Source organism: Rhizobium sp. MHM7A, assembly GCF_005862215.1.
GTDB lineage: Bacteria > Pseudomonadota > Alphaproteobacteria > Rhizobiales > Rhizobiaceae > Rhizobium > Rhizobium bangladeshense.
The window spans coordinates 846688-868995 of the sequence record NZ_VCHT01000002.1 but is presented as its reverse complement, the minus strand read 5'-3'; the positions used below and the strand labels follow the sequence as shown (position 1 = coordinate 868995).

Annotated in this window: 20 protein-coding genes, 1 pseudogene and 1 riboswitch; of the genes and pseudogenes, 9 read left to right on the top strand and 12 right to left on the bottom strand. The window is 61.9% G+C overall.

Features of this window, described 5'->3' with window-relative positions; genetic code table 11:
- Window positions 1-178 precede the first annotated feature (178 nt).
- Both FFR93_RS12545 and FFR93_RS12540 read right to left on the bottom strand, forming a co-directional pair.
- The gene (locus FFR93_RS12545; protein WP_138393443.1) at window positions 179-1129 is read right to left on the bottom strand and encodes a nucleoside hydrolase; all 951 of its coding nucleotides are present in this window, start codon (window positions 1127-1129) and stop codon (window positions 179-181) included.
- A 70-nt stretch (window positions 1130-1199) separates the two neighbouring features.
- Entirely contained in the window at window positions 1200-1619 is a 420-nt protein-coding gene (locus tag FFR93_RS12540) for a cobalamin biosynthesis protein (protein WP_138393442.1), read from the bottom strand.
- 99 nt (window positions 1620-1718) lie between these two features.
- Here FFR93_RS12540 and FFR93_RS12535 point away from each other — a divergent pair, with 99 nt between their 5' ends.
- The 3 genes from FFR93_RS12535 to FFR93_RS12525 all read left to right on the top strand — a co-directional run bounded on the left by FFR93_RS12535 (window position 1719) and on the right by FFR93_RS12525 (window position 3807).
- Entirely contained in the window at window positions 1719-2504 is a 786-nt protein-coding gene (locus tag FFR93_RS12535; protein ID WP_138393441.1) for a TSUP family transporter, read from the top strand.
- 110 nt (window positions 2505-2614) lie between these two features.
- A complete protein-coding gene (locus FFR93_RS12530; protein WP_138393440.1) occupies window positions 2615-2983 on the top strand; it encodes a nuclear transport factor 2 family protein in 369 nt (122 codons plus the stop codon).
- Window positions 2980-3807 carry a helix-turn-helix transcriptional regulator gene (locus FFR93_RS12525; protein WP_064705279.1) on the top strand — a complete coding sequence of 276 codons (828 nt, stop codon included), beginning with the start codon at window positions 2980-2982 and terminating at the stop codon, window positions 3805-3807. The genes FFR93_RS12530 and FFR93_RS12525 overlap by 4 nt, the downstream gene beginning before the upstream one ends.
- On the opposite strand, the gene cobO is transcribed toward FFR93_RS12525, so the two are convergent.
- Genes cobO through cobU form a run of 4 tightly spaced genes read right to left on the bottom strand, consistent with a single transcriptional unit; the run spans window position 3779 to window position 9982 of the window.
- Entirely contained in the window at window positions 3779-4417 is a 639-nt protein-coding gene (gene cobO, locus FFR93_RS12520) for a cob(I)yrinic acid a,c-diamide adenosyltransferase (RefSeq protein WP_138393439.1), read from the bottom strand. The two genes, FFR93_RS12525 and cobO, sit on opposite strands and share 29 nt — an antisense overlap.
- Window positions 4414-8409 carry a cobaltochelatase subunit CobN gene (gene cobN / locus FFR93_RS12515; RefSeq protein WP_138393438.1) on the bottom strand — a complete coding sequence of 1332 codons (3996 nt, stop codon included), beginning with the start codon at window positions 8407-8409 and terminating at the stop codon, window positions 4414-4416. Before cobN ends, cobO begins: the two co-directional genes overlap by 4 nt.
- Before the next feature lie 3 nt (window positions 8410-8412).
- Window positions 8413-9468: a cobalamin biosynthesis protein CobW gene (gene cobW / locus FFR93_RS12510; RefSeq protein WP_138393437.1), complete on the bottom strand. Its 1056-nt coding sequence runs from the start codon at window positions 9466-9468 to the stop codon at window positions 8413-8415.
- Between the two features lie 4 nt (window positions 9469-9472).
- Window positions 9473-9982: a bifunctional adenosylcobinamide kinase/adenosylcobinamide-phosphate guanylyltransferase gene (cobU, locus tag FFR93_RS12505; protein ID WP_064706093.1), complete on the bottom strand. Its 510-nt coding sequence runs from the start codon at window positions 9980-9982 to the stop codon at window positions 9473-9475.
- Window positions 9983-10279: 297 nt separating this feature from the next.
- A riboswitch (cobalamin riboswitch) is annotated at window positions 10280-10672 on the bottom strand.
- A gap of 226 nt (window positions 10673-10898) precedes the next feature.
- Here cobU and FFR93_RS12500 point away from each other — a divergent pair.
- Window positions 10899-12690: pseudogene (locus FFR93_RS12500) on the top strand (chloride channel protein).
- A gap of 50 nt (window positions 12691-12740) precedes the next feature.
- Here FFR93_RS12500 and FFR93_RS12495 read toward each other — a convergent pair.
- Window positions 12741-13943, bottom strand: coding sequence for an adenylate/guanylate cyclase domain-containing protein (locus FFR93_RS12495; RefSeq protein WP_246661303.1), 1203 nt, complete (start codon window positions 13941-13943; stop codon window positions 12741-12743).
- A gap of 244 nt (window positions 13944-14187) precedes the next feature.
- On the bottom strand, window positions 14188-15642 hold the full coding sequence (locus tag FFR93_RS12490) for a cobyric acid synthase (protein WP_138393436.1): 1455 nt from the start codon (window positions 15640-15642) through the stop codon (window positions 14188-14190).
- Between the two features lie 612 nt (window positions 15643-16254).
- Between FFR93_RS12490 and FFR93_RS12485 the strand changes: the two genes are divergently transcribed.
- Both FFR93_RS12485 and FFR93_RS12480 read left to right on the top strand, forming a co-directional pair.
- Entirely contained in the window at window positions 16255-17253 is a 999-nt protein-coding gene (locus tag FFR93_RS12485; RefSeq protein ID WP_138393435.1) for a glycine betaine ABC transporter substrate-binding protein, read from the top strand.
- Between the two features lie 31 nt (window positions 17254-17284).
- Window positions 17285-17632 carry a hypothetical protein gene (locus FFR93_RS12480; protein WP_138393434.1) on the top strand — a complete coding sequence of 116 codons (348 nt, stop codon included), beginning with the start codon at window positions 17285-17287 and terminating at the stop codon, window positions 17630-17632.
- A 44-nt stretch (window positions 17633-17676) separates the two neighbouring features.
- Here the strand turns inward: FFR93_RS12480 and FFR93_RS12475 are convergent, their stop codons facing one another.
- Together FFR93_RS12475 and FFR93_RS12470 are read right to left on the bottom strand one after the other, a co-directional pair.
- Complete coding sequence (locus FFR93_RS12475) at window positions 17677-17832, bottom strand: entericidin A/B family lipoprotein (RefSeq protein WP_010034675.1); 156 nt, start codon at window positions 17830-17832, stop codon at window positions 17677-17679.
- A gap of 98 nt (window positions 17833-17930) precedes the next feature.
- Window positions 17931-18830: a LysR family transcriptional regulator gene (locus FFR93_RS12470; RefSeq protein ID WP_138393433.1), complete on the bottom strand. Its 900-nt coding sequence runs from the start codon at window positions 18828-18830 to the stop codon at window positions 17931-17933.
- A 113-nt stretch (window positions 18831-18943) separates the two neighbouring features.
- Between FFR93_RS12470 and FFR93_RS41425 the strand changes: the two genes are divergently transcribed.
- Window positions 18944-19162, top strand: coding sequence for a hypothetical protein (locus FFR93_RS41425; RefSeq protein WP_138393432.1), 219 nt, complete (start codon window positions 18944-18946; stop codon window positions 19160-19162).
- A 7-nt stretch (window positions 19163-19169) separates the two neighbouring features.
- Here FFR93_RS41425 and FFR93_RS12460 read toward each other — a convergent pair whose 3' ends face one another.
- On the bottom strand, window positions 19170-19778 hold the full coding sequence (locus FFR93_RS12460; protein WP_138393431.1) for a LysE/ArgO family amino acid transporter: 609 nt from the start codon (window positions 19776-19778) through the stop codon (window positions 19170-19172).
- Between the two features lie 101 nt (window positions 19779-19879).
- On the opposite strand from FFR93_RS12460, the gene FFR93_RS12455 reads away from it, so the two are divergent.
- Complete coding sequence (locus tag FFR93_RS12455; protein ID WP_138393430.1) at window positions 19880-20773, top strand: LysR family transcriptional regulator ArgP; 894 nt, start codon at window positions 19880-19882, stop codon at window positions 20771-20773.
- A gap of 71 nt (window positions 20774-20844) precedes the next feature.
- Here FFR93_RS12455 and greA read toward each other — a convergent pair whose 3' ends face one another.
- The gene (gene greA, locus FFR93_RS12450) at window positions 20845-21327 is read right to left on the bottom strand and encodes a transcription elongation factor GreA (RefSeq protein WP_064705290.1); all 483 of its coding nucleotides are present in this window, start codon (window positions 21325-21327) and stop codon (window positions 20845-20847) included.
- 239 nt (window positions 21328-21566) lie between these two features.
- Between greA and FFR93_RS12445 the strand changes: the two genes are divergently transcribed.
- Complete coding sequence (locus FFR93_RS12445) at window positions 21567-22286, top strand: MgtC/SapB family protein (protein WP_138393429.1); 720 nt, start codon at window positions 21567-21569, stop codon at window positions 22284-22286.
- Window positions 22287-22308: the final 22 nt, after the last annotated feature.

Genomic DNA, 22308 nt, shown 5'->3' with positions numbered 1-22308 from the left:
AACGAGACCGCCTACAGCACGGAGTGCTAACAGAGTCGTCCAACTCCCCCTCGTGATGCTCGGGCTTGTCCCGAGCATCTGCGGCGGCCGCACCGAAACCTAGGCGCAAGACCGAGTGTGACGCCACGAAAAAAGCAAGCCGAAAGTTGACGCCTGCTGCAATCAGCCTGCGAGGCACTCAGCCGCGAAGCAGCGTACCGCGGATCAGGTTGAGGACCTTTTCCGACTCGATGCCGGTGGTGACGATATGGCTCGGCAGGCCATCCCAATCGCCCGGCGGGAACCGGCGACCGTCCGGCTTGACGATCGTCTGGCCATCGGCAATGCCGCCGCAGACGACACGCACCGCACCCGATATGGACGAGAACAGCTCCGGCGCCACAACGTAGACTGCGGCGCAGCTGTCATGCACCATCATGCCGTCCTCGACCGCATGCTTGTAAAAGTCGATGTAGGACTGGGAGAGTGCATCGAGCAGTTTCACGGCACCATCTCCCTCGGTCGCCATCCTGCCGAGATAACTGCGGCTCATGGTGGTGATCGAGGTGACGTCGAGGCCGATGACGGCCACCTTCCAAGGCGCGGTCATGACGATGTCGGCGGCTTCGGGATCCCCGTGAATATTGGCCTCGGCGACCGGCGAGACATTGCCGGGTACATAGAAATTGCCACCCATGATGACGACGTCCTTGACCAGGGTCGCAATCTCGGGATCCACCTTCAACGCCATCGCCAGATTAGTCATCCGCCCCACCGCGACCAGGCGCACCTCGCCTGGATGGGCGCGCACGGTGTCGATGATAAAGCGGTGCGCCGGGCGCGGATCTAGCGGCAAGTCGATCGTCTTTGGTACCTCGATATCGCCGAGGCCGTTGTCGCCATGCACCATGGAAGGCCATTCCCGCTCGGCGCGCGTGGCGTCGATGGTGACGCCGGCGCCTTTGGCGACGGGCGCCGGAATGTTCCATTCGCGTTTGAGGAAGAGTGCATTGCGCGTCGTCGTCTCGACCGATGCATTGCCGAAGACTGTGGTGATGCCGATCAGATCGATTTCGGGGTGGCGATGCAGGAAGAGAAGCGCCATGGCGTCGTCAACGCCCGGGTCAGTGTCATAAATGACCTTGTGCATGATATGTCCTCTAGATGTGAATCGCGAGGCTGCCGGTTGGCGCCGCGAATTGCCGCCACCATAGCGACGATCAGGCTTTCCGCAACCCGCCGCGGGCGACGGCCGCCGTCGCCCGCGGCGATTTGATTTTGCCAAGCACCAATTCGGCATCGTCGCCGATCGCCGCAAGCGCTGCGGCTTCCGCAACGCCATGGCAGCCGACGCGAGCAAAGACGACAGCCGATGGGTTTTTAAGCCGCGGCGTTTCCCGCTCCAGCCGCGGCGCGTCGAAAAATACGACCGGCACGGCAAAATGCCTGACGACCGCCAGGATTGCCGCCTCCTGCCGCCGGCTGCCGATGGAAGCAATGGCGGCGAGCTCGTCCGCACCGATCCCGACCGCCTCGAGCGCCTCGACGGCGAGCGCCAACACCTCCGCAGGCGGCGTCCCGCGCTCGCAGCCAAGCCCGAGCACATGGCGTCTTGCCGTGCCGAAAGAAATGTCGCTCATGGAAGCAGCCGAATGTGCCCTTGCTCTGTCCTTGCAGCCATTGCAGCTTGGAGAGGGAAATGCAACAAGACCGGCTGAAAGACCTTCTGGAATAGTATCTTGCCTGATATTGCCCTCCATCTGCTTCTGCTGCTCTGCGCGGCTGCCTTCTTTGCCGGTTTCGTCGATGCAATTGCCGGCGGCGGCGGTCTCATCACCGTTCCCGCCATGCTGATCGCCGGCATTCCGCCGCTGCAGACGCTCGGGACCAACAAGGTGCAATCGATCTTCGGCGCCGCGTCCGCCACGCTCGCCTATGCCCGCAAGGGCCATGTGGAGCTTGCCGAACAGCTGCCGATGGCGCTCATGGCCGTCATGGGCGGCGCTCTTGGCGCCGCTCTTGCCACGATCGTACCCGGACAGGTGCTTCAAGCGATCATGCCGGTGCTGCTGCTGGCGATCGCGATCTTCTTTGCCGTCAAGCCAAATCTCAATGACCTCGACAAACACCGACTCATCACGCCCTTCGCATTCGGCTTGACGCTGGTGCCCGCCATCGGCTTCTACGACGGCGTCTTCGGCCCCGGCACTGGTTCTTTTTTCATGCTCGCCTTCGTCACGCTCGCCGGCTTCGGCGTGTTGAAGGCAACCGCCCATACCAAGCTTCTCAATTTCGGCTCCAATTTCGGCGCGCTGATCGTCTTTGCAAGCTTCGGCGCGATCCTCTGGAAGATCGGCCTGTTAATGGGCGTCTGCCAGTTCCTCGGCGCACAAGTGGGCTCACGGCTCGCCATGCGCATCGGCGCAAAGCTGATCAAGCCGTTGCTCGTAATCGTCTGCGTCGCTTTGGCGGTTAAGCTGCTCGCCGATCCCACAAATCCGCTGCGGGTTTGGCTTGGTATCTGAGCCAGCGCCCGACCGTCTTCCATTACCTCGGGCGTAATTGATAGGGTGCACCGCTTCCCACATGATCGACCTGCCCGGCACTGACGGGCGATCAAAAGGAGATGGACCCGATGAATGATGCAAAGAACAAAGCCGAGCGCTACCTCGCCATCTGGAACGAGACGGATGGCGCTCGCCGCCGCGCCCTCATCGCCGAGAGCTGGGCGGAAGCAGCCACATATGTCGATCCGCTGATGCGCGGCGAAGGTCGTGAGCAGATCAATGCGCTGGTCGAGGCCGTGCAAAACCGCTTCCCCGGCTTCCGCTTCGAACTGATCGGCGCGGCCGACGGCTATGGCGATAATCTGCGCTTTTCCTGGGGGCTCGGGCCTGAAAACGGCGAAGCGGTGATCAAGGGCACGGATTTCGCCGAACTTGACGGCGGCAAGCTGAAATCCGTGCGCGGCTTCATCGACCAATTGCCGGCAGCCGCCGGATGACGCCGGCCGCCCGCTCTCTCGGAGATTACCTGCGCGAATGGCGTCAGCGCCGGCGCATGAGCCAACTCGACCTGGCGCTGGAGGCGGAGATCTCGCAACGGCATCTGAGCTTCATCGAAAGCGGGCGCGCGACACCCAGCCGCGAAATGCTGCTGCATCTTGCCGAACGGCTGGAAGTGCCGCTCCGCGAAAGAAACCCGCTGCTGCTGGCGGCGGGTTTTGCCCCCATTTTTGCCGAACGCAAGCTTGATGATCCTGCCCTTGAGGCGGCGCGGCGCGCCGTCGACATGGTGCTGAAGGGGCACGAGCCGTTCCCGGCGCTGGCCGTCGACCGCCACTGGACCCTCGTCACGGCCAACGCCGCCATCGCTCCCTTGCTCTCAGGCATTGTCGATCAGTCGCTGCTCACGCCGCCCGTCAATGTCCTGCGCATCAGCCTGCACCCGCAGGGATTGGCGTCACATATCGTCAATCACTCTGAGTGGCGCAGCCACCTCCTCGACAGGTTGCGTCAGCAGATAGCGGCCTCGGGCGATCCCATCCTGGAAACGCTGTTGAAGGAGCTGCGGTCCTATCCGGTTTCGGAACGGCCCGGCGAAAACCACCCCGACTATGCCGGTATCGCAGTTCCTCTCCGGCTTTCGACCAAAGCTGGGCTCCTATCGCTAATCTCAACAACGACTGTCTTCGGCACGCCTGTCGATATCACCTTGTCGGAACTTGCGGTCGAATCCTTCTTTCCGGCGGATGAGGAAACGGCCGCGATCCTGCGCAGCCAGGGCTCAGCTGACGGCTTTAAAACTCCACGCCCGCCTGGCCCTTGATGCCGGAGCGGAAGGGGTGTTTGACGAGTTCCATCTCCGTCACCAGATCGGCGATCTCGATCAGTTCCTCCTTGGCGTTGCGCCCCGTCAGCACGACATGCGTCATATGAGGCTTTTCGCTCTTCAGGAAGGCGACGACCTCGTTGATGTCGAGATAGTCGTAGCGCAGCGCGATGTTGATCTCATCGAGCAGCACCATGGAATTGCGTTCGTCGCGGATCAGCTCCTTGGCCTTGTCCCAGGCGGCCGAGGCGGCTGCGATGTCGCGGGCGCGATCCTGCGTCTCCCAGGTGAACCCCTCACCCATGGTGTGGAACTGGCAGAGATCGGAAAAATGCTTTTTGATCAGGTCGCGCTCGCCGGTCCACATTGCGCCCTTGATGAACTGCACGACGGCTGACGGCTTGCCATGCGCGATGTGGCGGAAGATCATGCCGAAGGCTGCCGACGATTTGCCCTTGCCCTTGCCGGTATGGACGATGACCAGGCCCTTGCCATCGGTCTTCGTCGCCATGATCTTGTCGCGCGCGGCCTTCTTCTTCGCCATCTTCTCGGCGTGGCTCACATCGTCCTTGCCGCCTGGGTCGTTGTCCGTGGTCTCGTCGCTCATCGATGCACCTCATTCAGTTGTGTGGCGGTCAGGTCGAACCGGGCCGAATTGCTGCGCGGCGTCCAAAGGCCGCGGTCGATCGCTTCTCCGAGCCGCTCCCTCATCTCGTCGAATGCCGCCGGGTTCTTCTCGATCATGAAGCTGCGCACGGCCGGATCGGCGACGAAGGCCTGATAGACCGCGTCGAAATGATGCGCACCGACCGCGCCCGTCGTCGCCGCGAAGGCGAAGAGATAATCGACGGTGGCGGCGATCTCGGCTGCTCCCTTGTAGCCGTGGCGCATGACGCCCGATATCCATTTCGGATTGACGACTCGGCCGCGCACGACGCGGCCGATTTCCTCTTCGAGCGAACGGATCACTGGCCGTTCGGGCCTGGAGTGATCGTTATGATAGATTGCAGGCCGCGTGCCTGCGAGCTGTTCGGCCGCCGCCGCCATGCCGCCCTCGAACTGGTAATAGTCGTCGCTGTCGAGCAGATCGTGCTCGCGATTGTCCTGGTTCTGGATGACGGCCTGCAGCGAGCGCAGCCGTTCCTCGAACAGACCGCGCTCGGCCCTGCCCTCCCCACCGGCGCCATAGGCATAGGAGCCCCAGACAAGATAGGCTTCGGCGAGATCGGCTCGCCGCTCCCAGCCCTTCTCGTCGATCAGCGCCTGCAGGCCCGCACCGTAGGCGCCGGGTTTCGAGCCGAAAACGCGGTAGCCCGCCCGCCGTCTCGCGGACGCGGCGTCGAGACCGGCGGCGGCAAGGCTTGCCGCCTCGCCGCGCATACGCACAGCGATCGGATTATCGACCTCATCCTCGTCGAGCGCGCCAACAGCCCGGATCGCCTTGTCGAACAGCGCGATCTGCTCCGGAAAAGCATCGCGAAAGAAGCCGGATATGCGCAGCGTCACATCCACCCGCGGTCGCCCGAGCGACGCCGGCGGTATGATCTCGTAGCCGGTAACGCGGCGCGAACTCATGTCCCAGAGCGGCTTGACACCGATCAGCGCCAGCGCCTGGGCGATATCGTCACCGCCGGTGCGCATGTTCGACGTGCCCCAGGCCGTCAGCCCGAAGGAAACCGGCCATTCGCCGTGATCCTGCACATAGCGGCGCACCACCAATTCGGCCGATTTCTTGCCCAGTTCATAGGCCGCTGGCGTAGGCACCGCGCGGCTGTCGACCGAATAGAAATTTCGGCCCGTCGGCAGCACGTCCGACCGGCCGCGGGTCGGGGCACCGGAGGGGCCGGGGGCGACGAAGCGGCCGTCGAGTCCTTTGAGAAGCCCATCGATCTCGGCGCGGCCGCAGGCGAGGATGGAGGGTTTGAGATGAGTTTCAATCTCGGAGAGTACCGATCTGGTTTGGGACCAGAGAGGCGGGCATTCCATCTCGCCGAAAACGAACTTCGCGGCGAGCAATTCGATGCGTTCGACGGTATCGCCGTTGGTTCGCCAGGGGGCGTCGAGAATATCTGCTAGGATTGCCGGTTTAGGGCGAGCCCAGGCGGTGGCCATGTCGCAATCGAGAGGGTCGAAGATGGAGGCTCCCCCCTCTGTCCTGCTGAACATCTCCCCCACAAGGTGGGAGGTCGGGGATGAGAGGTCTCGCTCCATCTCCTCCGCCGAAGGTGAGGCATTCTCCAACGCTTCTTTTGTACCAAGCCCAAGCGACTTGCCGATCTCCCCCCTTGTGGGGGAGATGTCCGGCAGGGCAGAGGGGGGTATCGCGGGCACCACGCTCAATCCCGCGTCCGCAGCAATCGCCCGCTGCAAACTCGCATCCCCGCCCTCTCCCAGCCCGCGCGGGACCCGCGCCAACGCCACGGTCAAGTCTGTAAGCAGCCGCCCCTGCGGCGAAACGCCGAACACATGCAGCCCATCGCGGATCTGCATTTCCTTGAGATCGCAGAGATAGGCGTCGAGCTTCTTCAGCGCCTCACCTTCGCTCTCGCCTTTCGCAATCCCCGCATCGCGGTCGAGGCCGATATCGGTCACAAGGTCGAGAATCTGCCGGCTGAGCAATCGGATGCGGCGAGGGTCGCCGCCCGAGGCTTCGTAATATTCGTCGACAAGCGCCTCCAGGTCCTTGAGCGGCCCGTAACTTTCGGCCCGCGTCAAAGGTGGCGTCAGGTGGTCGATGATGACCGCGCCAGTTCGGCGCTTGGCCTGCGTGCCCTCGCCCGGATCGTTGACGATGAAGGGATAGAGATGCGGTAGCGGCCCGAGGATTGCCTCGGGATAACAATCTTCCGAAAGCGCCAGCGCCTTGCCCGGCAGCCATTCGAGATTGCCGTGTTTGCCCATGTGAATGACCGCATGCGCGCCGAATTCGCCGCGCAGGAAGGCATAGAAGGCAAGATACCCGTGCGGCGGCACGAGATCCGGCGAATGATAGCTTTCCTTGGGGTCGATATTGTACCCGCGCGCCGGCTGGATGCCGACGAGGACGCCGCCGAAGCGGGCAAAAGGCAGGGCGAAGCCGCCACCGCAAAAATAGGGATCGTCTTCGGGATCGCCCCAGCGATCCGCCACCTCATCCTGAATCTTTTTGGGAAGAGATCCCAGGAAACCTTTGTAGTGACTCTGCGAAAGCGTCTCGCGGATAACCCTGCCGTCGTGCCCGGAATTGGTCGGCCCCTCCATCAGATGCCGGATCAGCGCGTCGCCGTCGGCCGGGGCATCGGCGACCGGATAGCCCGCCGCCGCCATCGCGCGCAACACCTCAATGCTGCCGGCTGGCGTGTCAAGGCCGACGCCGTTGCCGAGCCGGCCGTCGCGGTTCGGATAGTTCGCCATTACGAGGGCGATGCGCCGGCTATGGGCCCGCGTGCGACGCAGCCGCATCCAGTTGGCGGCGAGTCCCGCCGTATAGCGCACCCGGCCCGCATCGGGCACGTTTGCAACGATAGTGGTCTCGACCGCCGCATCGTAGCGGGCCGCCGTCTTGAAGGAGATTGCCCGCGCCAACACGCGCCCGTCGACTTCAGGCAGCGCCACATTCATGCCGAGATCGCGCGCCGACAGGCCCTGAGACGAAGCCTCCCAGGCTTCCTTCGACGAGGCCGACAGGACCGCCTGCAGCACGATGGCGTCATTCGCCTCCAGCACCGTCGGTTGCCGGTCCGCGCCCGGTGCAGAGACCGCAAAGCCCGTTGTGTTGATGACGACATCGGGTTTCAACGCCGAAAACACGCTCTCGAGAATGCCTGTCGAAACGGGATCCTTCAGGCTATAGGCAAAGACCGGCAGCGGCCGCAGGCCAAGTGCGGCCAGGGCCTCGACCAGCGCCTCGACCGGCTCGGTCTCGCCGCTCTGGACGAGGGCACGGTAGAAGCTGATGGCGACGATGGGGGGCGTGGGTTCGAATTCCACCTCTTCTGTTGAGCTTGGGGTACCCCCCTCTGTCGATGACGGTGCTGTCACCCGCCGCCACTCCTCGACACCAATCGCCCCTCGCTCCGGCCACCAGATCCCCGCCTTCATCAAGGGCACTGCCGGCGCCGGCTTCTCCGCGCCCGACAGCATCGCCGAGGCATAAGCAAGGAAGCTCCGCGTATTGGTATCGCCGCCCTCGATCAGATAGGCCCAGAGCCCATTGAGATCCTCAAGCGCTACATTCGAAAACGGCGCCAGCCCGGCGTCCGGCTTCGCATCCCCAGGCAATGCCGCAATCAGTGCACCGTTGCGAGCGGCAACGGAGTGCAGCGCCTCCAGCGCATAATCGAAATAGCTGGCGCCGCCGAGCGCACGCACCACAATCAGCTTGGCGTGCCGGGCCGTTCGTTCGACATAGGTATCGATCGACATCGGATGCTTGAGGCTCATCAGATTCGCGAGCCTCAGCGAATGAGGCATCCCCTCACACCCGCGATAGGCGGCCGCGATCGCGGCAAGTTCGGTGTCGGCAGCCGAAAGGAACAGGATATCGCCCGGCGACTGTCCGAGGTCGATTGCCTCCTCGCCGTCGCTGATCGTTCCCTGCTGGGCCAGAAGCAGATGCATCTGTTATCCCTGAACGAGCGCTTCGATGGCCTTGCGCACCGCGTCCTGATTTATCTCGTGCAAGCCGATGACGACAAGGCGCGTACGGCGCGCCTCGCCCGGTGCCCAGGCGCGGTCGAAATACTGGTCGATGCGGCTGCCGACGGCCTGCAGCTGCAGGCGCATGGGCTTGCCCGAGACGTCGATGAAGCCCTTGAGGCGCAGCACGTCGTGCTCGGCGATGATCCCTTTCAGCTTCTCGACAAAGCCTTGCGGATCGGAAACAGCGCCGAGTTCGACAACGAAGCTGTCGAACTCGTCGTGATCATGCGGCGCTCCCTCCTCGTGCTCCAGCTCGTGATGGGACTTGCGGTTGGCGATATCGTCTTCCGTGCCGATGCCGAGACCGAGCAACACGCCTGCCGGCACCTCGCCATTCCTGGCCTCGATCATGACCGGCCTGCGGGCAATGCGGGAGGCGACTTCGCTCTTCACGCGGCCGAGGCCATCTTCATCGATCAGGTCGGTCTTGTTGAGGACGATGAGATCGGCGCATGTGAGCTGGTCTTCGAACAGCTCCTCGATCGGGCTCTCATGATCGAGCGAGTCGTCGTCGTTGCGCGCCGCCTCGACCGCATCGTGATCGTCGGCGAAACGACCGGCGGCAACGGCCGCGCTGTCGACAACGGTGATGACGCCGTCGACGGTCACTTGCGTACGGATATCGGGCCAGTTGAAAGCGGCGACCAGCGGCTGCGGCAGGGCGAGGCCGGAGGTTTCGATGACGATATGGTCGGGCCTCTGTTCGCGTTCCAGGAGCTTCGTCATAGTCGGAATGAAATCGTCGGCGACGGTGCAGCAGATACAGCCATTGGTGAGTTCGATAATGTCGTCCTCGGTGCAATTCTCTGCGCCGCAGCCCTTCAGCACCTCCCCATCAACGCCGAGATCGCCGAACTCGTTGATGATGAGCGCAATCTTTTTGCCGCCGGCATTGGTGAGCAGGTTGCGGATCATCGTCGTCTTGCCGGCGCCGAGGAAGCCGGTGATGACGGTTGCGGGGATTTTCTGCTGGTTCATACACTTAACCCTTCATTTTCAGCGGCAGACCAGCCGCGATGAAATAAACTTCGACGGCCTTCGCCGCGATCATTTGGTGCAGCCGGCCGGCATGGTCGCGAAAATCCCGCGCCATGCGATTCTCGGGCACGATGCCGAGGCCGACTTCATTGGAAACGATAACGAGCTGCGCCTTCGCCTGCGGCAACCAGGCGGCAAGCGCAGCAGCCTGAACCGCAATATCACGCCCGTCCATCATCAGATTGGTAAGCCAGAGCGTCAGGCAATCGACCAGGATCGCCCTACCCTCGCCATCGATAGCCGCAAGTCGCTCGGCAAGCGCCAGCGGCTCCTCATGCGTGATCCAAGAGGGGCCGCGATCGTCCTTATGCTGGTCGATACGCGCCTGCATCTCGTCGTCCCAGGCACGGCCGGTCGCGATATAATGGCGCTCGAGGCCGGTGGAAATGACGAGATTTTCGGCAAATCGGGATTTGCCGGAGCGGGCGCCGCCGAGGATGAGGGTGGCGGTCATGCTCGGACGCTCCTGCGAGAGAAGGTGGGGCGGCTCCACATCCCTCTTCTCCCCAGCGGGGAGAAGGTGTCGGCAGGCGGTTGAGGGGGTGAGCGGCGAAGCCGTGAATGCGCCGAGCGCAAGCGAAGAGCAAAAGGACGGAGGTGCTGCGTGGCCCCCTCATCCGACCCGTCGGGCCACCTTCTCCCCACTGGGGAGAAGGGGAAACCCGTACGCGCCGCCGAAGGCAGCGCCGAATTCGATCGTTCAGCCAAAACAACCTCCGTGCTGGCAGCGAGCAATGCGCCCAAATTGGGCATTATGCCCGGCACCGATGGCAGGTCTCCTGGCTCGCGGGTATCGGCACGATCGGGACGACCGTTTCCGGTCGCCCCTGATTGTACCGGCGGATCTGCCTCGCCTTCCCGGCTGCATCGATGAAAAGGTGGACGATTCGTAGATATAGAGGCGTCCGACCCCGGTTGATCACCATGCATATCCAGTGGCTTTTCCGGCATCTCGTCCGTTCCGCCCGCCCCCACCCTTGCAGGCTGCCAACGGAAAGTCTCGATGCCGGATGGAAGACCCTGACCGCTCTACAGTCGCGGGGTCGGCTGTGATGAAGGCGCCCGGTTTGGGTCCGCCCCGTCACATTCCCTTTTCATCCGGAAAGCGTAACGCGGATCCGGAACCATCCGTTATGTCAGGATGGTTAGGCAAGCCGGGAGATGAAGTCAACCGACCTTCGCCGCCACCCCGGGGCTGAATCACGTGAATGTCCAAAGCCAATGCGACTGACTTTACCGAAAATGTCGTCTTTAATCAGAGACTTACGTCGTGAATATTTGATCGGCCCGCCGGCTTTTCGCCGCAATTCCATCGCAAGCGGACTGCGTTGTCGCCCTTGACCGGGTCTCTCCCGCCTAGTTGTCTGGCCATGCTTATGAAATTGGATCGGCGCCGCCTGCGGGCGCTGCGTGTTTTCTTCGACCCCGGGCGGCTGCGCGCGCTGACCCGCCGCAGCGATGTCGGCCTGTCGCTGGCGGGCGCTGTCGTCGGCATCGCCTCTGGGCTTGCCGTCACAGGGATGAGCCTGGTTTCCAACGAGCTGCACCAGCTGATCTTCGGGCATATCGGACGATGAGAGGCTGAGCTCCTCGCTGATCGACGACAAGCTGCTGCTGCTCACAGCTCCTGTGATAGGCGGCCTCTTGCTCGGCCTCTTGCTCTTTGTACTGGCGAAACGGCGCAAGAAGCCGATGGTCGACCCGATCGAGGCCAATGCGCTGCATGGCGGCCGCCTGTCACTCACCGACAGCATCATCGTGGCCGTGCAGAATCTGATCTCGAATGGCTTCGGCGCCTCCGTCGGCCTGGAGGCGGGTTATACCCAGCTCGCCGCAGGCATCGCCTCCAAATTCGGCCTGAAGCTGCAGCTCCGCCGCTCGGACCTACGCATCCTCGTCGGCTGCGGCGCGGCCGGCGCTATCGCTGCCGCGTTCAACGCGCCGCTGACCGGCGCCTTCTATGCCTTTGAGCTGATCATCGGCACCTATGCGATCGTCTCACTGACACCGGTCGTCGTCTCCGCCCTCGTGTCCACCCTAGTCGCGCGATTGCTTGCCGAGGGGGATTTCACCATCGATATCGGCAGCTTCGGCTCGGTCGTGCCGGCCGATTACATCCCGGCACTGCTGCTCGGCGTCTTCTGCGCCGGCGTTGGCATCCTCCTCATGCAGGGCGTGGCATTCGTCGAGGAGCTTGCCCGCAAAAGCTCGATTGCCCCGCCCTTCCGCCCGGCGCTCGGCGGCATCATCGTCGGACTCTTGGCAATGGCCTCGCCGCAGGTGCTTTCGGCCGGCCACGGCGCGCTGCATCTCAACCTTTCCCGCGACGTGGCGATCCCGGCCCTGATCGGTCTCTTCCTCCTGAAATCCCTTGCCTCGGCAATCTCGATCGGCTCCGGATTCAGGGGCGGTCTGTTCTTCGCCTCGCTGTTTATGGGCGCCCTGCTCGGCAAGCTCTTTGCTTATTGCGGCCCCTATTTCGCCGATGCGACGTTGACGCCGGTCATTTATGCGGTGGTCGGCATGAGTTCGCTTGCTGTCGCCGTCATTGGCGGGCCGCTGACGATGACGTTCCTGGCGCTCGAGATCACCGGCGATTTCCCGATCACGGCACTGGTTCTTGCTGCCGTCATCACCTCCTCGCTCGTCGTGCGCTCGACCTTCGGCTACTCCTTCGCCACATGGCGTTTCCATCTGCGCGGCGAGAGCATCCGCAGCGCTCACGACGTCGGCTGGATCCGCAATCTGACGGTAAACAAGCTGATGCGCGCCGACGTGAAAACGGCAAGGGCCGATATCTCGCTGGACGACTTCAAGAAAGCCTTCCCGATCGGCTCGACCCAGCGCGTCATTCTCGTCGAGGAGAACGACAAATATGCTGGGCTCGTACAAGTCCCGGAGATCTACGCCAACCCGACCGACGTTCAGGACGAGGGCCAGACGCTTGCCGATTTCGTCCGCTATCGCAATGATTTCCTGCAGCCGCAGATGAACGCTAGGCAAGCGGCGGCGATCTTCGACAAGAGCGAAAGCGAAGCGCTCGCAGTCGTCAACAACCTGGTCGAACGCAAGGTGGTCGGCCAGCTCAGCGAAAGCCATACACTGCGCCGCTACAGCGAAGAACTCGACCGCCGCCGCCGCGAGGTGTCGGGCGAAATCTGACCGGACGCTGACGCATCGGCGTAGTTTTATAGCGGTAGACGCACGGCGCTCTATGAGGCGCGGCCAGCAAGCTTGAAGACGTCGGCTCTCTTCGAAACGCCGCGCAGCTCGAAAGACCCGAGATAGTCGCAGGGCACGGCACAGGTTGCTGCGAAGCTCTCCGACAGCAGCAACGGCTGCTCAAGCGTTCCGCACAGCTTTTCAAGCCGCGACGCCTCGTTGACGGCCCTGCCGATCACGGTAAAGTCCAATCGCCCCTGGGCGCCGACATTTCCGTAGAAAACCTCGCCGAGATGCAAGACGACATCAATCCCGATATCGGGGCCGCCATTCAGCGTCCGCTCGCGATTGAGCTTCTCGTTTGCCCTCAACAGGTTCTGCGCCGAAGCCAATGCGGCCCTGCAGGCCTTTTGCGGATCCTCGGCCTCCGTCGGAAAGATTGCCAGCACGCTGTCGCCCATGAACTTGAGGATCTCGCCGGAATTTTCCTCGACATGCCGGTCGATCAGCTCGAAATGCTCATTAAGAAAGCCGACGATCTCTCCTGGCTGATAAACCTCGGTCAGCGCCGTGAAGTTGCGGAGGTCCGCAATAAGGATGGCGGCATCGATTGATCCGCCCATGCCTCTGCGGGTTTCTCCGGCAAGGATGCGTGCGCTGGTCCTGGCGCCGGTATAGACGGCGAGGATATCGGTCGCGGTCTTCGAAACCGCCACGCGGTAAGCGGCAAGCCCCAGCGCCGGGAACAGTCCGTCGATGATCGCCAGCTGATCATCCGAAAATCCGCCCGCAGCGTCACTCGTCAGAGAGAAACCGAGCCCCCTCAGCGCGACTTCCTTCAGGAACTCGAAAAGATTGATCACGTGGTCCGTGCCGCCGGCAAGCGCAAATTCGTAAAGCTCGGCATAGTGGAGACCCTCGCCTTTCGCCAGGTTCCACCGCCCCGTTTTCTCACCGCGGTTCAGAAGATAGAATATCGGCGTCTTCTCGAAATTGCGCTCGGTCTCGCTGCCGTGCTCCGCATTCTCGAGAACTGTCTCACCGCCCCGCATGAAATTGGCCGCGATGCCGCGATACATAGGATGCAGGGACGGCATGCGAATGCTCGCCCGCCAGATCGGAAACCCGTCCGCAATCAGCCGTTCACACAGGCCGGCGACGAGATCGCCAATATGCTCGCTCGTGATTCCCTGCTCTATAATCCACTGAATATGATCTTTAATTTTCCAAACTCCGCGAGGATCAACAACCATTCATTAGCCTGCTTCGGATCGCGATACTACTCCTAGGCGAAATATTGATGCGATACGACCGTGAGACCTCCTCTTCCCTCGAAGCTCCGAACTTCGGCTACGCACTCCAGGGCGAGCCCCTCTCGGACTTCTGATCGACGGCCAAATCCGGCACTCTCAAATGGCTCCTACCGCGAGCTTCTTCAACACACCTCACCTGAGACGCGAAGCCGCAGCCGGCTGTTGCAGGTCCGGCCTCCGGCAGCTAACCAACCAGCTCGGCCAGCCAGCGCGGGTCGAGGGAACGTTGCAATTCACAGGCGATTTCATCGAGCGCCTGCTCCACGCCCTGACGATAATTCCCCCGCTCGCCCGAGAGCCCAAAGCTCTCCAGCAGCCGGGCGCGGTAGGCGTCGCTGCCGAAGAGCCCGTGCAGGTAGGTGCCCATGATCCTGCCGTCGGCCGACAGCGCCCCGTCGGGGGCGCCGTCAACGATCGCTGAAGGCCTGATACAGTCCGGACCGCGGGTGATGCCGAGATGGATCTGGTAGCCGGCAAGCGGCGCGTCATATTCTGTCGAGCGGGCCTCGCTATTGCGTACGGTCTTCTCAGGCGCCATCTCGGTTTCGACATCGAGAAGCCCGAGCCCCGGCGTCTCCAGCGCACCGCCCTCGAGCGCAAGCGGGTCGTGCACCGTGCGGCCGAGCATCTGATAGCCGCCGCAAATGCCGATCACCCGGCCGCCGCGTCTTACATGCATCTGGAGATCCCGGTCCCAGCCCTGGGCCCTCAGATCGGCGAGATCTGAAATCGTCGATTTCGAACCTGGCAGGATCACGAGACCGGCATCGGCAGGCAGCCGCTCTCCCGCTCGCACGAAAGCCAGTTCGACATCCGCCTCCGCACGCAGCGGATCGAGATCGTCGAAATTCGCGATGCGCGGCAGCACCGGCACGGCGATCTTCAGCGCCCCGGTCCCGGCCCTTGCCAGCCGTTCGAGCACGACGGAGTCCTCGGCCGGCAGACGCGCGGCCCCTGAAAGCCACGGCACGACGCCGAAGCATGGCCAGCCGGTGAAGCGTTCGATGGCGCGGATGCCGTCGTCGAACAGCGAAACGTCGCCGCGGAACTTGTTGATGATATAGCCCGAAATCATCGCCCGATCGGCCTCGCCGAGGATCGCATGCGTTCCGACCAGCGAGGCGATGACGCCGCCGCGATCGATATCGCCGACGAGCACGACGGGCACGCGCGCCTTCGTCGCAAAACCCATATTGGCGATGTCGCCGGCCCTGAGATTGATCTCTGCCGGCGAGCCGGCCCCCTCGACGACGACGAGGTCAGCGCCGGCAGACACCTTTTCGAAACTATCGAGCACGGCGCCGAGCAGTTGCGGCTTCAGCCGCTGATAATCCCGTCCCTTCGCCTGCCCGAACACCCTGCCCTGTACGATGATCTGGCTGCCGCTTTCCGATTGCGGCTTGAGCAGCACCGGGTTCATATGCACCGAGGACGGCGTGCGGGCGGCGAGCGACTGGAGCCATTGTGCCCGGCCGATCTCGCCGCCGTCATCGGCGACCGCAGCGTTGTTCGACATATTCTGCGGCTTGAACGGCCGCACGGTGAGCCCGGCATTGGCCGCCAGCCGGCAGAGACCCGCCACCAATACGGTCTTGCCGACATCCGAGCCGGTTCCCTGCAGCATGATCGCTCTTGCCATGGCGGCCGCCTTTCGTTGAGGCGAGGCCTACAATGGCCGCCGATCCCGGGTCAAGACTTCGAACATTCTCGCGAAAGCGCGAAAACCGCGCATGGCCATGGCTCTGCGCGGTTTGCCGAAAACTCAGGCGTCTTCGCCCCTACACGGCGAAGCTCGCTTTCTCCGGTACGCACTACCTGAACCGGAAAAGCAGCGGTCGTTGCCGCCACGCCCCAACTGATAACGGCACATTCTTACCGGAGAGTTATTGAAGGCTTACGCAAAGGTTAATTTTGACTTTTTTTGATAAGCTCGGCGGAATTTCTGCCGCCATTGCACCGGAGTTCGCGGACGGCGTCTATTTTCGATCTGCGGAATTTCTGCCACGGACTAAATTCTTCGAATTCAATAATTTAGTAACGCAACCATGCGCGGAAGACGGTTGATTTCTGCGAGCGAACGCGTAGGCTCCGATAGAATGCGCCATTGCTATAAATGGTCTGCAACGAGCTGCCGGAGACGGTGAACGGGAAAACGGCTGTCGTGGTATCGCCGCCAGGCATTTCCTTCAGGCGCCGGAAATTTGTCGGCGAGTGCCGGCAGCACGTTGCCTAAAAGAATTTGGGGAAGACGATGAAGACGCTTTTGATTTCGGCCGTCTTTGCCGCGGCTCTTTTCAGCACGACCGCGCCGGCCGAAGCCGCCGAATGCGGCAGGGTTTCGATCGCCGAGATGAAATGGGCCTCGGCCGCCATTGCGGCAAACTTCGACAAGATCATCCTCGAAAAAGGCTACGGCTGCTCAGTCACCATCGTCGATGGCGATACCCTTCCGACCTTCGCCTCGATGAATGAGAAAGGCACCCCCGATATCGCCTCGGAATACTGGATCAATTCCGTCAGAGCCCTGCTTGATCAGGCAGTCAATAGCGGTCGGCTGGTGCAGGGTGCTGAGATACTCGCTGATGGTGCGGTCGAGGGTTGGTTTATCCCCAAATTCATTGCCGACGCCAATCCCGATATTCGCTCGGTCGAGGACGCGCTGAAGCATCCGGAGCTCTTCCCTGCCGAAGATGATCCGTCGAAAGGCGCGGTTTACAACTGTCCCGCCGACTGGAGCTGCCAGATATCGACCACCAATCTCTTCAAGGCCCTCGCCGCCGACAAAAAAGGATTCGAACTTGTCGAGACCGGCAGTCCTCAGCGGCTCGATGCCTCGATTGCCCGAGCTTTCGACAAGAAGATCGGCTGGCTCGGTTATTACTGGGCGCCGACCGCCATCCTCGGCAAATACGACATGACGCGGCTGAGCTTCGGCGTCAGTCATAACAAGACTGAATGGGACCGCTGCACTGCGGTTGCCGGCTGTGCCAGGCCCCAGCTCAATTCCTATCCGGTCTCACGCGCCTTCACGCTGATGACGCGGTCTTTCGCCAGCCGCGCCGGTCCTGTGATGACCTATCTCAAGACCCGCAAATGGGACAATCAGACGATCAACCAGGTGCTCGCTTGGCAGGATGAAAATAGCGAAAGCAACGAGGACGCCGCGATTTATTTCCTGCGCAATTACGAGAACCTATGGATGAAATGGGTGCCGGTCGATGTAGCCGAGAAAGTCAAAGCGAGCTTATAACGGCAGTAGCGCCAACGACCGGACGATTCGCATGATAGGCAACCTTCCCTTCCCCGACCGCGATACTGTCGCGGAAAAGCTAGCCGCCCTGTCGGATGCCGATAAGTCGTATCTGGCCCTGCTCATGGAAAACGGCGCTCAGGACGACAACCTGCTCGCCGGCCTGCGACGCCATCTCGACCTCGCCGCGGCATCGCGTTTCCTGAACTCGCTGAAGCTCGAAAACCTTGGATTGTGGCTTGGGACCCAGGCGCCGGATCGCCTGCAGATACGGCTGATGGAAACCGCTCGCTCGAGCCAGCATCCCGCCTACCAGGTCTTCCGGATCGGTTTCAGCCGATCCGGCGGCCTCGAAAAGGCGTATCCTCCGGCGCCTTGATCCGGCCCCGGATGGCCTGTTCGGTCCGGCAAAGCTGCCAGCCGTTACTTCTTCGCCGCGCGGTCGACGGAGCGACCGGCATCCTGCGTGGCGTTGACGGCGCTCGCCGTATCCTTTCCGATGCCGCGGATCGTATTGCCGCAGGAGGAAAGAGCGAGAAGAACCATGAAGGCTGCGGCAATTTTGGCCGTTGTCGTCATTTCGAATATCCTTGTTTGAAATCAACCCCGAACGGCACTCATGCCATCCGCGCCGATAACGCACAAGGTAACAAAAGGTTCAGTCGCTGGGGACGGCCTCAGGCGGCAACCGCCTTCGCTCTCTCGGCAAAAGCGCTGCGGATGCTGTCGGCTACCGTCTCGATCGGCCCCGACATCTGCGAGGCAGTCAGCAGGCGGATATCGAAGGAGCCGAGCTCCGGCAGCCCTTCCTGCAGGCCGAGGATCGTCATGTCCTCGCTGACATAGGAGAGCGGCAACGGCGCGATGGCGAGATCGGAGAGCACGGCGGCGCGTTGCGCCATCGTATGGCCGCTGAGATAGGCGACGCGATAAGGCCGCTTGTTGCGTTCGAGTTGGGCGAGCGCCTCCTGGCGCCAGATGCAGCCATCCTCCCAGATCGAGATCGGCAGCGGGTCGCGCCGATGCGCCGAACCGCACCTTGCGCCTGCCCAGACCAGCCGCTCACGAAACACAATTTCGCCACCGGTCGGAAACGGCCGCGTCGCGCAATTGATCAACGCAAGATCGAGCCGCTGCTCCTCCATGCGCTTCTTCAGCCCGACGCTCATATCGATCGTCACGTCGACCATGATGCCGGGATAGCTTTCGGCAAAGCTCTTCAGAATTCTCGGCAGCAGCCGCTCGCCGATATCCTCCGGCGCGCCTAGCCTGACTACACCTGTAAGTTCCGGCATAATGAAGCGCGATACGGCTTCGTTCGACAACGCAAGAATGTTGCGGGCGTAGGAGAGCAGCATCTCGCCGTGGCGCGTCAGCGTCACCGAGCGTGCGTCGCGCAAAAACAGTGTCGCGCCGAGCTGTTCCTCGAGCTTCTTGATTTGCATCGACACTGCTGACGGCGTGCGGAATACCGCTTCGGCGGCGGTGGAAAAATTGCCCGTCTCGGCGATGGCGACGAAGGTGCGCAGCACATCGTTGTCGAGCAAAGGAATGGGACGGCGAAAGGGAAGGCTCATCGTCGCATCTTTCAATTTTTCTGATCTTTAACCGCATATCATTTTGTTTGATTGAATGTCAATCGCTCCCATAGTCTGCGTATCGGAAACAAGCGCAGCAAAGGAGGCTGGACATGGCGCAATCAAGCACCTGGAATATCCTACAAGCCCTTTCCGCATTCAAGTCGCGCCGGCGCAGGGATGCGAATCACGAACATGCGCTCCGGGAATTGAAGCGATTTCCGTCGCACCTGCTGGCTGACTGCCAGCGTGAATTAGAATTGCCTTACCTGAGCACGGCCCCTGGGCCGAAGCGGGTCCTGAGGATCGTAGGACCGTCGTACCGCGCCTAACCGTGGCTCAGACCCCACGGATCAGCTTGAAGGCTATAATCCACATCGTCGCAGCGACGAGCGTTTCAAGCATCCGCCAGGACGAGGGCTTGGAGAAGATCGGCCGCAGCCATGTTGCGCCATATCCAAGCGAAAAGAAGAACAGGAAGGAGCCCGTCACCGCGCCTAAGGCAAAGGAAGCCTGCTCCCCAGGATAGCGCGTCGAGATCGTACCGAGCAGCACCACTGTGTCGAGATACACATGCGGATTGAGCCATGTTAGCGCGAGGCAAGTCACAAGCGTCCGGGAAAAGCTTGCCGTTTCAGCCTCCGCCGCTGTGAGCGCAGCGGATGACCGCAAGGCGGAATAGAGGCTCTTGGCTCCGTACCATGCCAGAAACGTCGCTCCCCCATAGCGCATGACCGGATCGAGCCAAGGTAGCAATCCGGCGATCCGCTGCAGGCTGGTCACGCCGAGCACGATCAATGCGGCGTCGGAGAGGGCGCATGCCAGGCAGACGGCGAAGACATGTTCATTGCGCAGCCCCTGGCGAAGGATGAAGGCGTTCTGAGCGCCGATCGCGACTATCAGGCTGAGCCCCATCATCAGACCCGTGGCATAAACAGAGAAATTCATCGTCTTCGGCAACCACTCTCAAGCTCAATGAAGTTGCGGTATCGCCTGAAAATGGATTAGTCTAATTAATCTGCCTTATCTTGATTAAGCGAAACTAACTCATGCTTGACTATCCCGCTCTGCGCGCCGTCGCAACCGTGGTCCAAACCGGCAGCTTCGAGAGGGCGGCGACCCTGTTGAACGTGACGCCTTCGGCGGTCTCGCAGCGTGTGAAGCAACTCGAAGAACGCCTTGGCGTCATCCTGATCGCCAGAGGCACCCCGTGTACGGCGACCGAAAAAGGAGAATGGCTCTGTCGTCACATCGAGAATGTCGGCATGCTGGAAGCCGAGCTTTTCGGGCAGTTGCCGGCTCTTGTCGATCCAGACGAGCCACGCCAAAGGGTGACACTTCAAATCGCGACCAATGCCGACAGCCTCGGCACATGGTTCGTGGAGGCCATGTCGAATTTCTCCAAGACCTCGTCCTATCTACTGAATGTCGCTGTCGACGACCAGGATCACACCGCCGAATGGCTGCAGCGAGGACGCGTGATCGCAGCCGTCACAAGCCTGGAGAAGCCGATCCGAGGATGCCGGCGTTTCGCCCTCGGAACTCTGCGTTACAACGCCACCGCAACACCTGATTTTGTCGCACGCCACTTTCCAGACGGCGTGACGTCGGAGGCGATCCGCAACGCTCCCGCCCTGACCTTCAACCAGAAGGACAGGCTTCAGAGCAGCTGGGTAAGGCAAACCTTCGGCCAGGACTTGGACTACCCCACACACTGGCTACCCTCGCCGCAAAGCTTCGTCGAGGCCACCCTTTCAGGTATGGGATGGGGAATGAACCCGACCCAGCTCACCCGCGATCACCTCGCATCGGGACGGCTGGTCGAGCTAGTCGCAGACACGCCGCTTGACGTCCCGCTCTACTGGCAGATAAACCGCCTCGCCGCCGATCGCCTGGCGGAGTTGACACGTGAAGTCGTCGCCGTGGCTAAGCGCCGTCTTTGAGCCGTCAGGAACCCTGTTCACAATGTCTCGGTGGAGCGGCGACACCAGGTCGTGCGGCGTTGAGATCTGCTCTAGGAAATGGCGATAATCTCCAGCTCCCGGCCACCTGCCTCCACCACATCGCCGACAGCCTTGCCCATCATAAGCCGCGCCACCGGGGAGACGTAGGAAATCGATCCCGCCTTGGGATCTGCCTCGTCTTCTCCGACGAGCCGATAAGTCTGCACGCGTCCGTCGTCCCGGCTGAAAGTGACCGTGCTGCCAAAGGCAACCACCTCGGCTGACGCAGGGTCAGGCATGAGCTGGGCTGTGCGAAGTCTGGCCGATAAGTATCGGAGATCACGTAAAGGATTGGCAGCTTGGCGCCGCCGTTCATTTACGTCTTCGATGGTGCTCGCAGCGTCATAGGCCGCGCGCGCCTGCTGAAACTGCAGTTCAAGAGCCTTCAACCCGGCTTCCGTGACGAGGTTCGGATGCGGCGAAATTGGCCGGTCCGGCAACAGCGTTTCCGAAGCGGTTTCGAAACTCTCTTCCTTGGTGAAGGCAACGGCCAATCAATAACTCCGTTTTAGATGTGCCACGCGCTCTTTTGGTTGGTGCGATAGCCCGGTCTGGAACATCCATACACCCATGACCGGCAAACCGCCAATCTTGCCGTATTGCCGACGTCTGCGGCCGGGCTTCCGGAACGTCCTGGCCGACATCGCGTTATCTGATCCGGATGTACTGCAGCGCAGGAGGATCGAATGCCCCGCCGGCAGCGAAGGAGCTGCGAAACAGTCAGGATCAGACCATGCCTTCGTTCCTGACGGAAGCGATGCCGCTGACGCCAGGCTGGTGGGAGATCGCCTTGCGGATCTTACTGACGGTGATCGCGGGCGGCCTCATCGGCCTCGATCGCGAGCGCGGCGGTCACGCGGCGGGCTTCAGGACCACGATCCTGGTGGCTCTTGCCGCCTGCCTGGCGATGATCCAAGCAAATCTCCTTCTGTCGACCTACGGAAAAACCTTTAGTTATTTCACGCAGATGGACGTGCTGCGCTTTCCGCTCGGCATTCTCACAGGCGTAGGTTTTATCGGCGGCGGAGCGATCCTGAGACGCGGCGACATGATGACCGGCGTCACCACGGCGGCAACCATGTGGTTCATGACGGTCGTAGGTCTCTGCTTCGGCGGCGGCCAGATCCTGACCGGCATGGCGGCGACCTTGGTCGCCTTCATCGTCTTGTCGCCAATGAAGCAGCTGGATATGTGGCTGCGCTCCGAACAGAAGGCCACGCTCGTCATCCATAGCTCCGAAGCCGATCTGCCTGATTTGTCGGAGGTGCTTGGACCGCTCGGTTGCGTTGCCCGGTTCGTTTCTTTTGGGCAAACCAGCGAGGGCCGCCCCGGCGTCACGTTTGAACTGCGATGGATGGCCAAGGACCAAGACGCCTCCGCCCGCGCGATTTTCGATGCTCTTTCAGAGGCCTATCAAGTCGCAGGATTTTCCATGCATTCGACGTCGGCATAGCGTCTCACAGGCTCTTGCACGA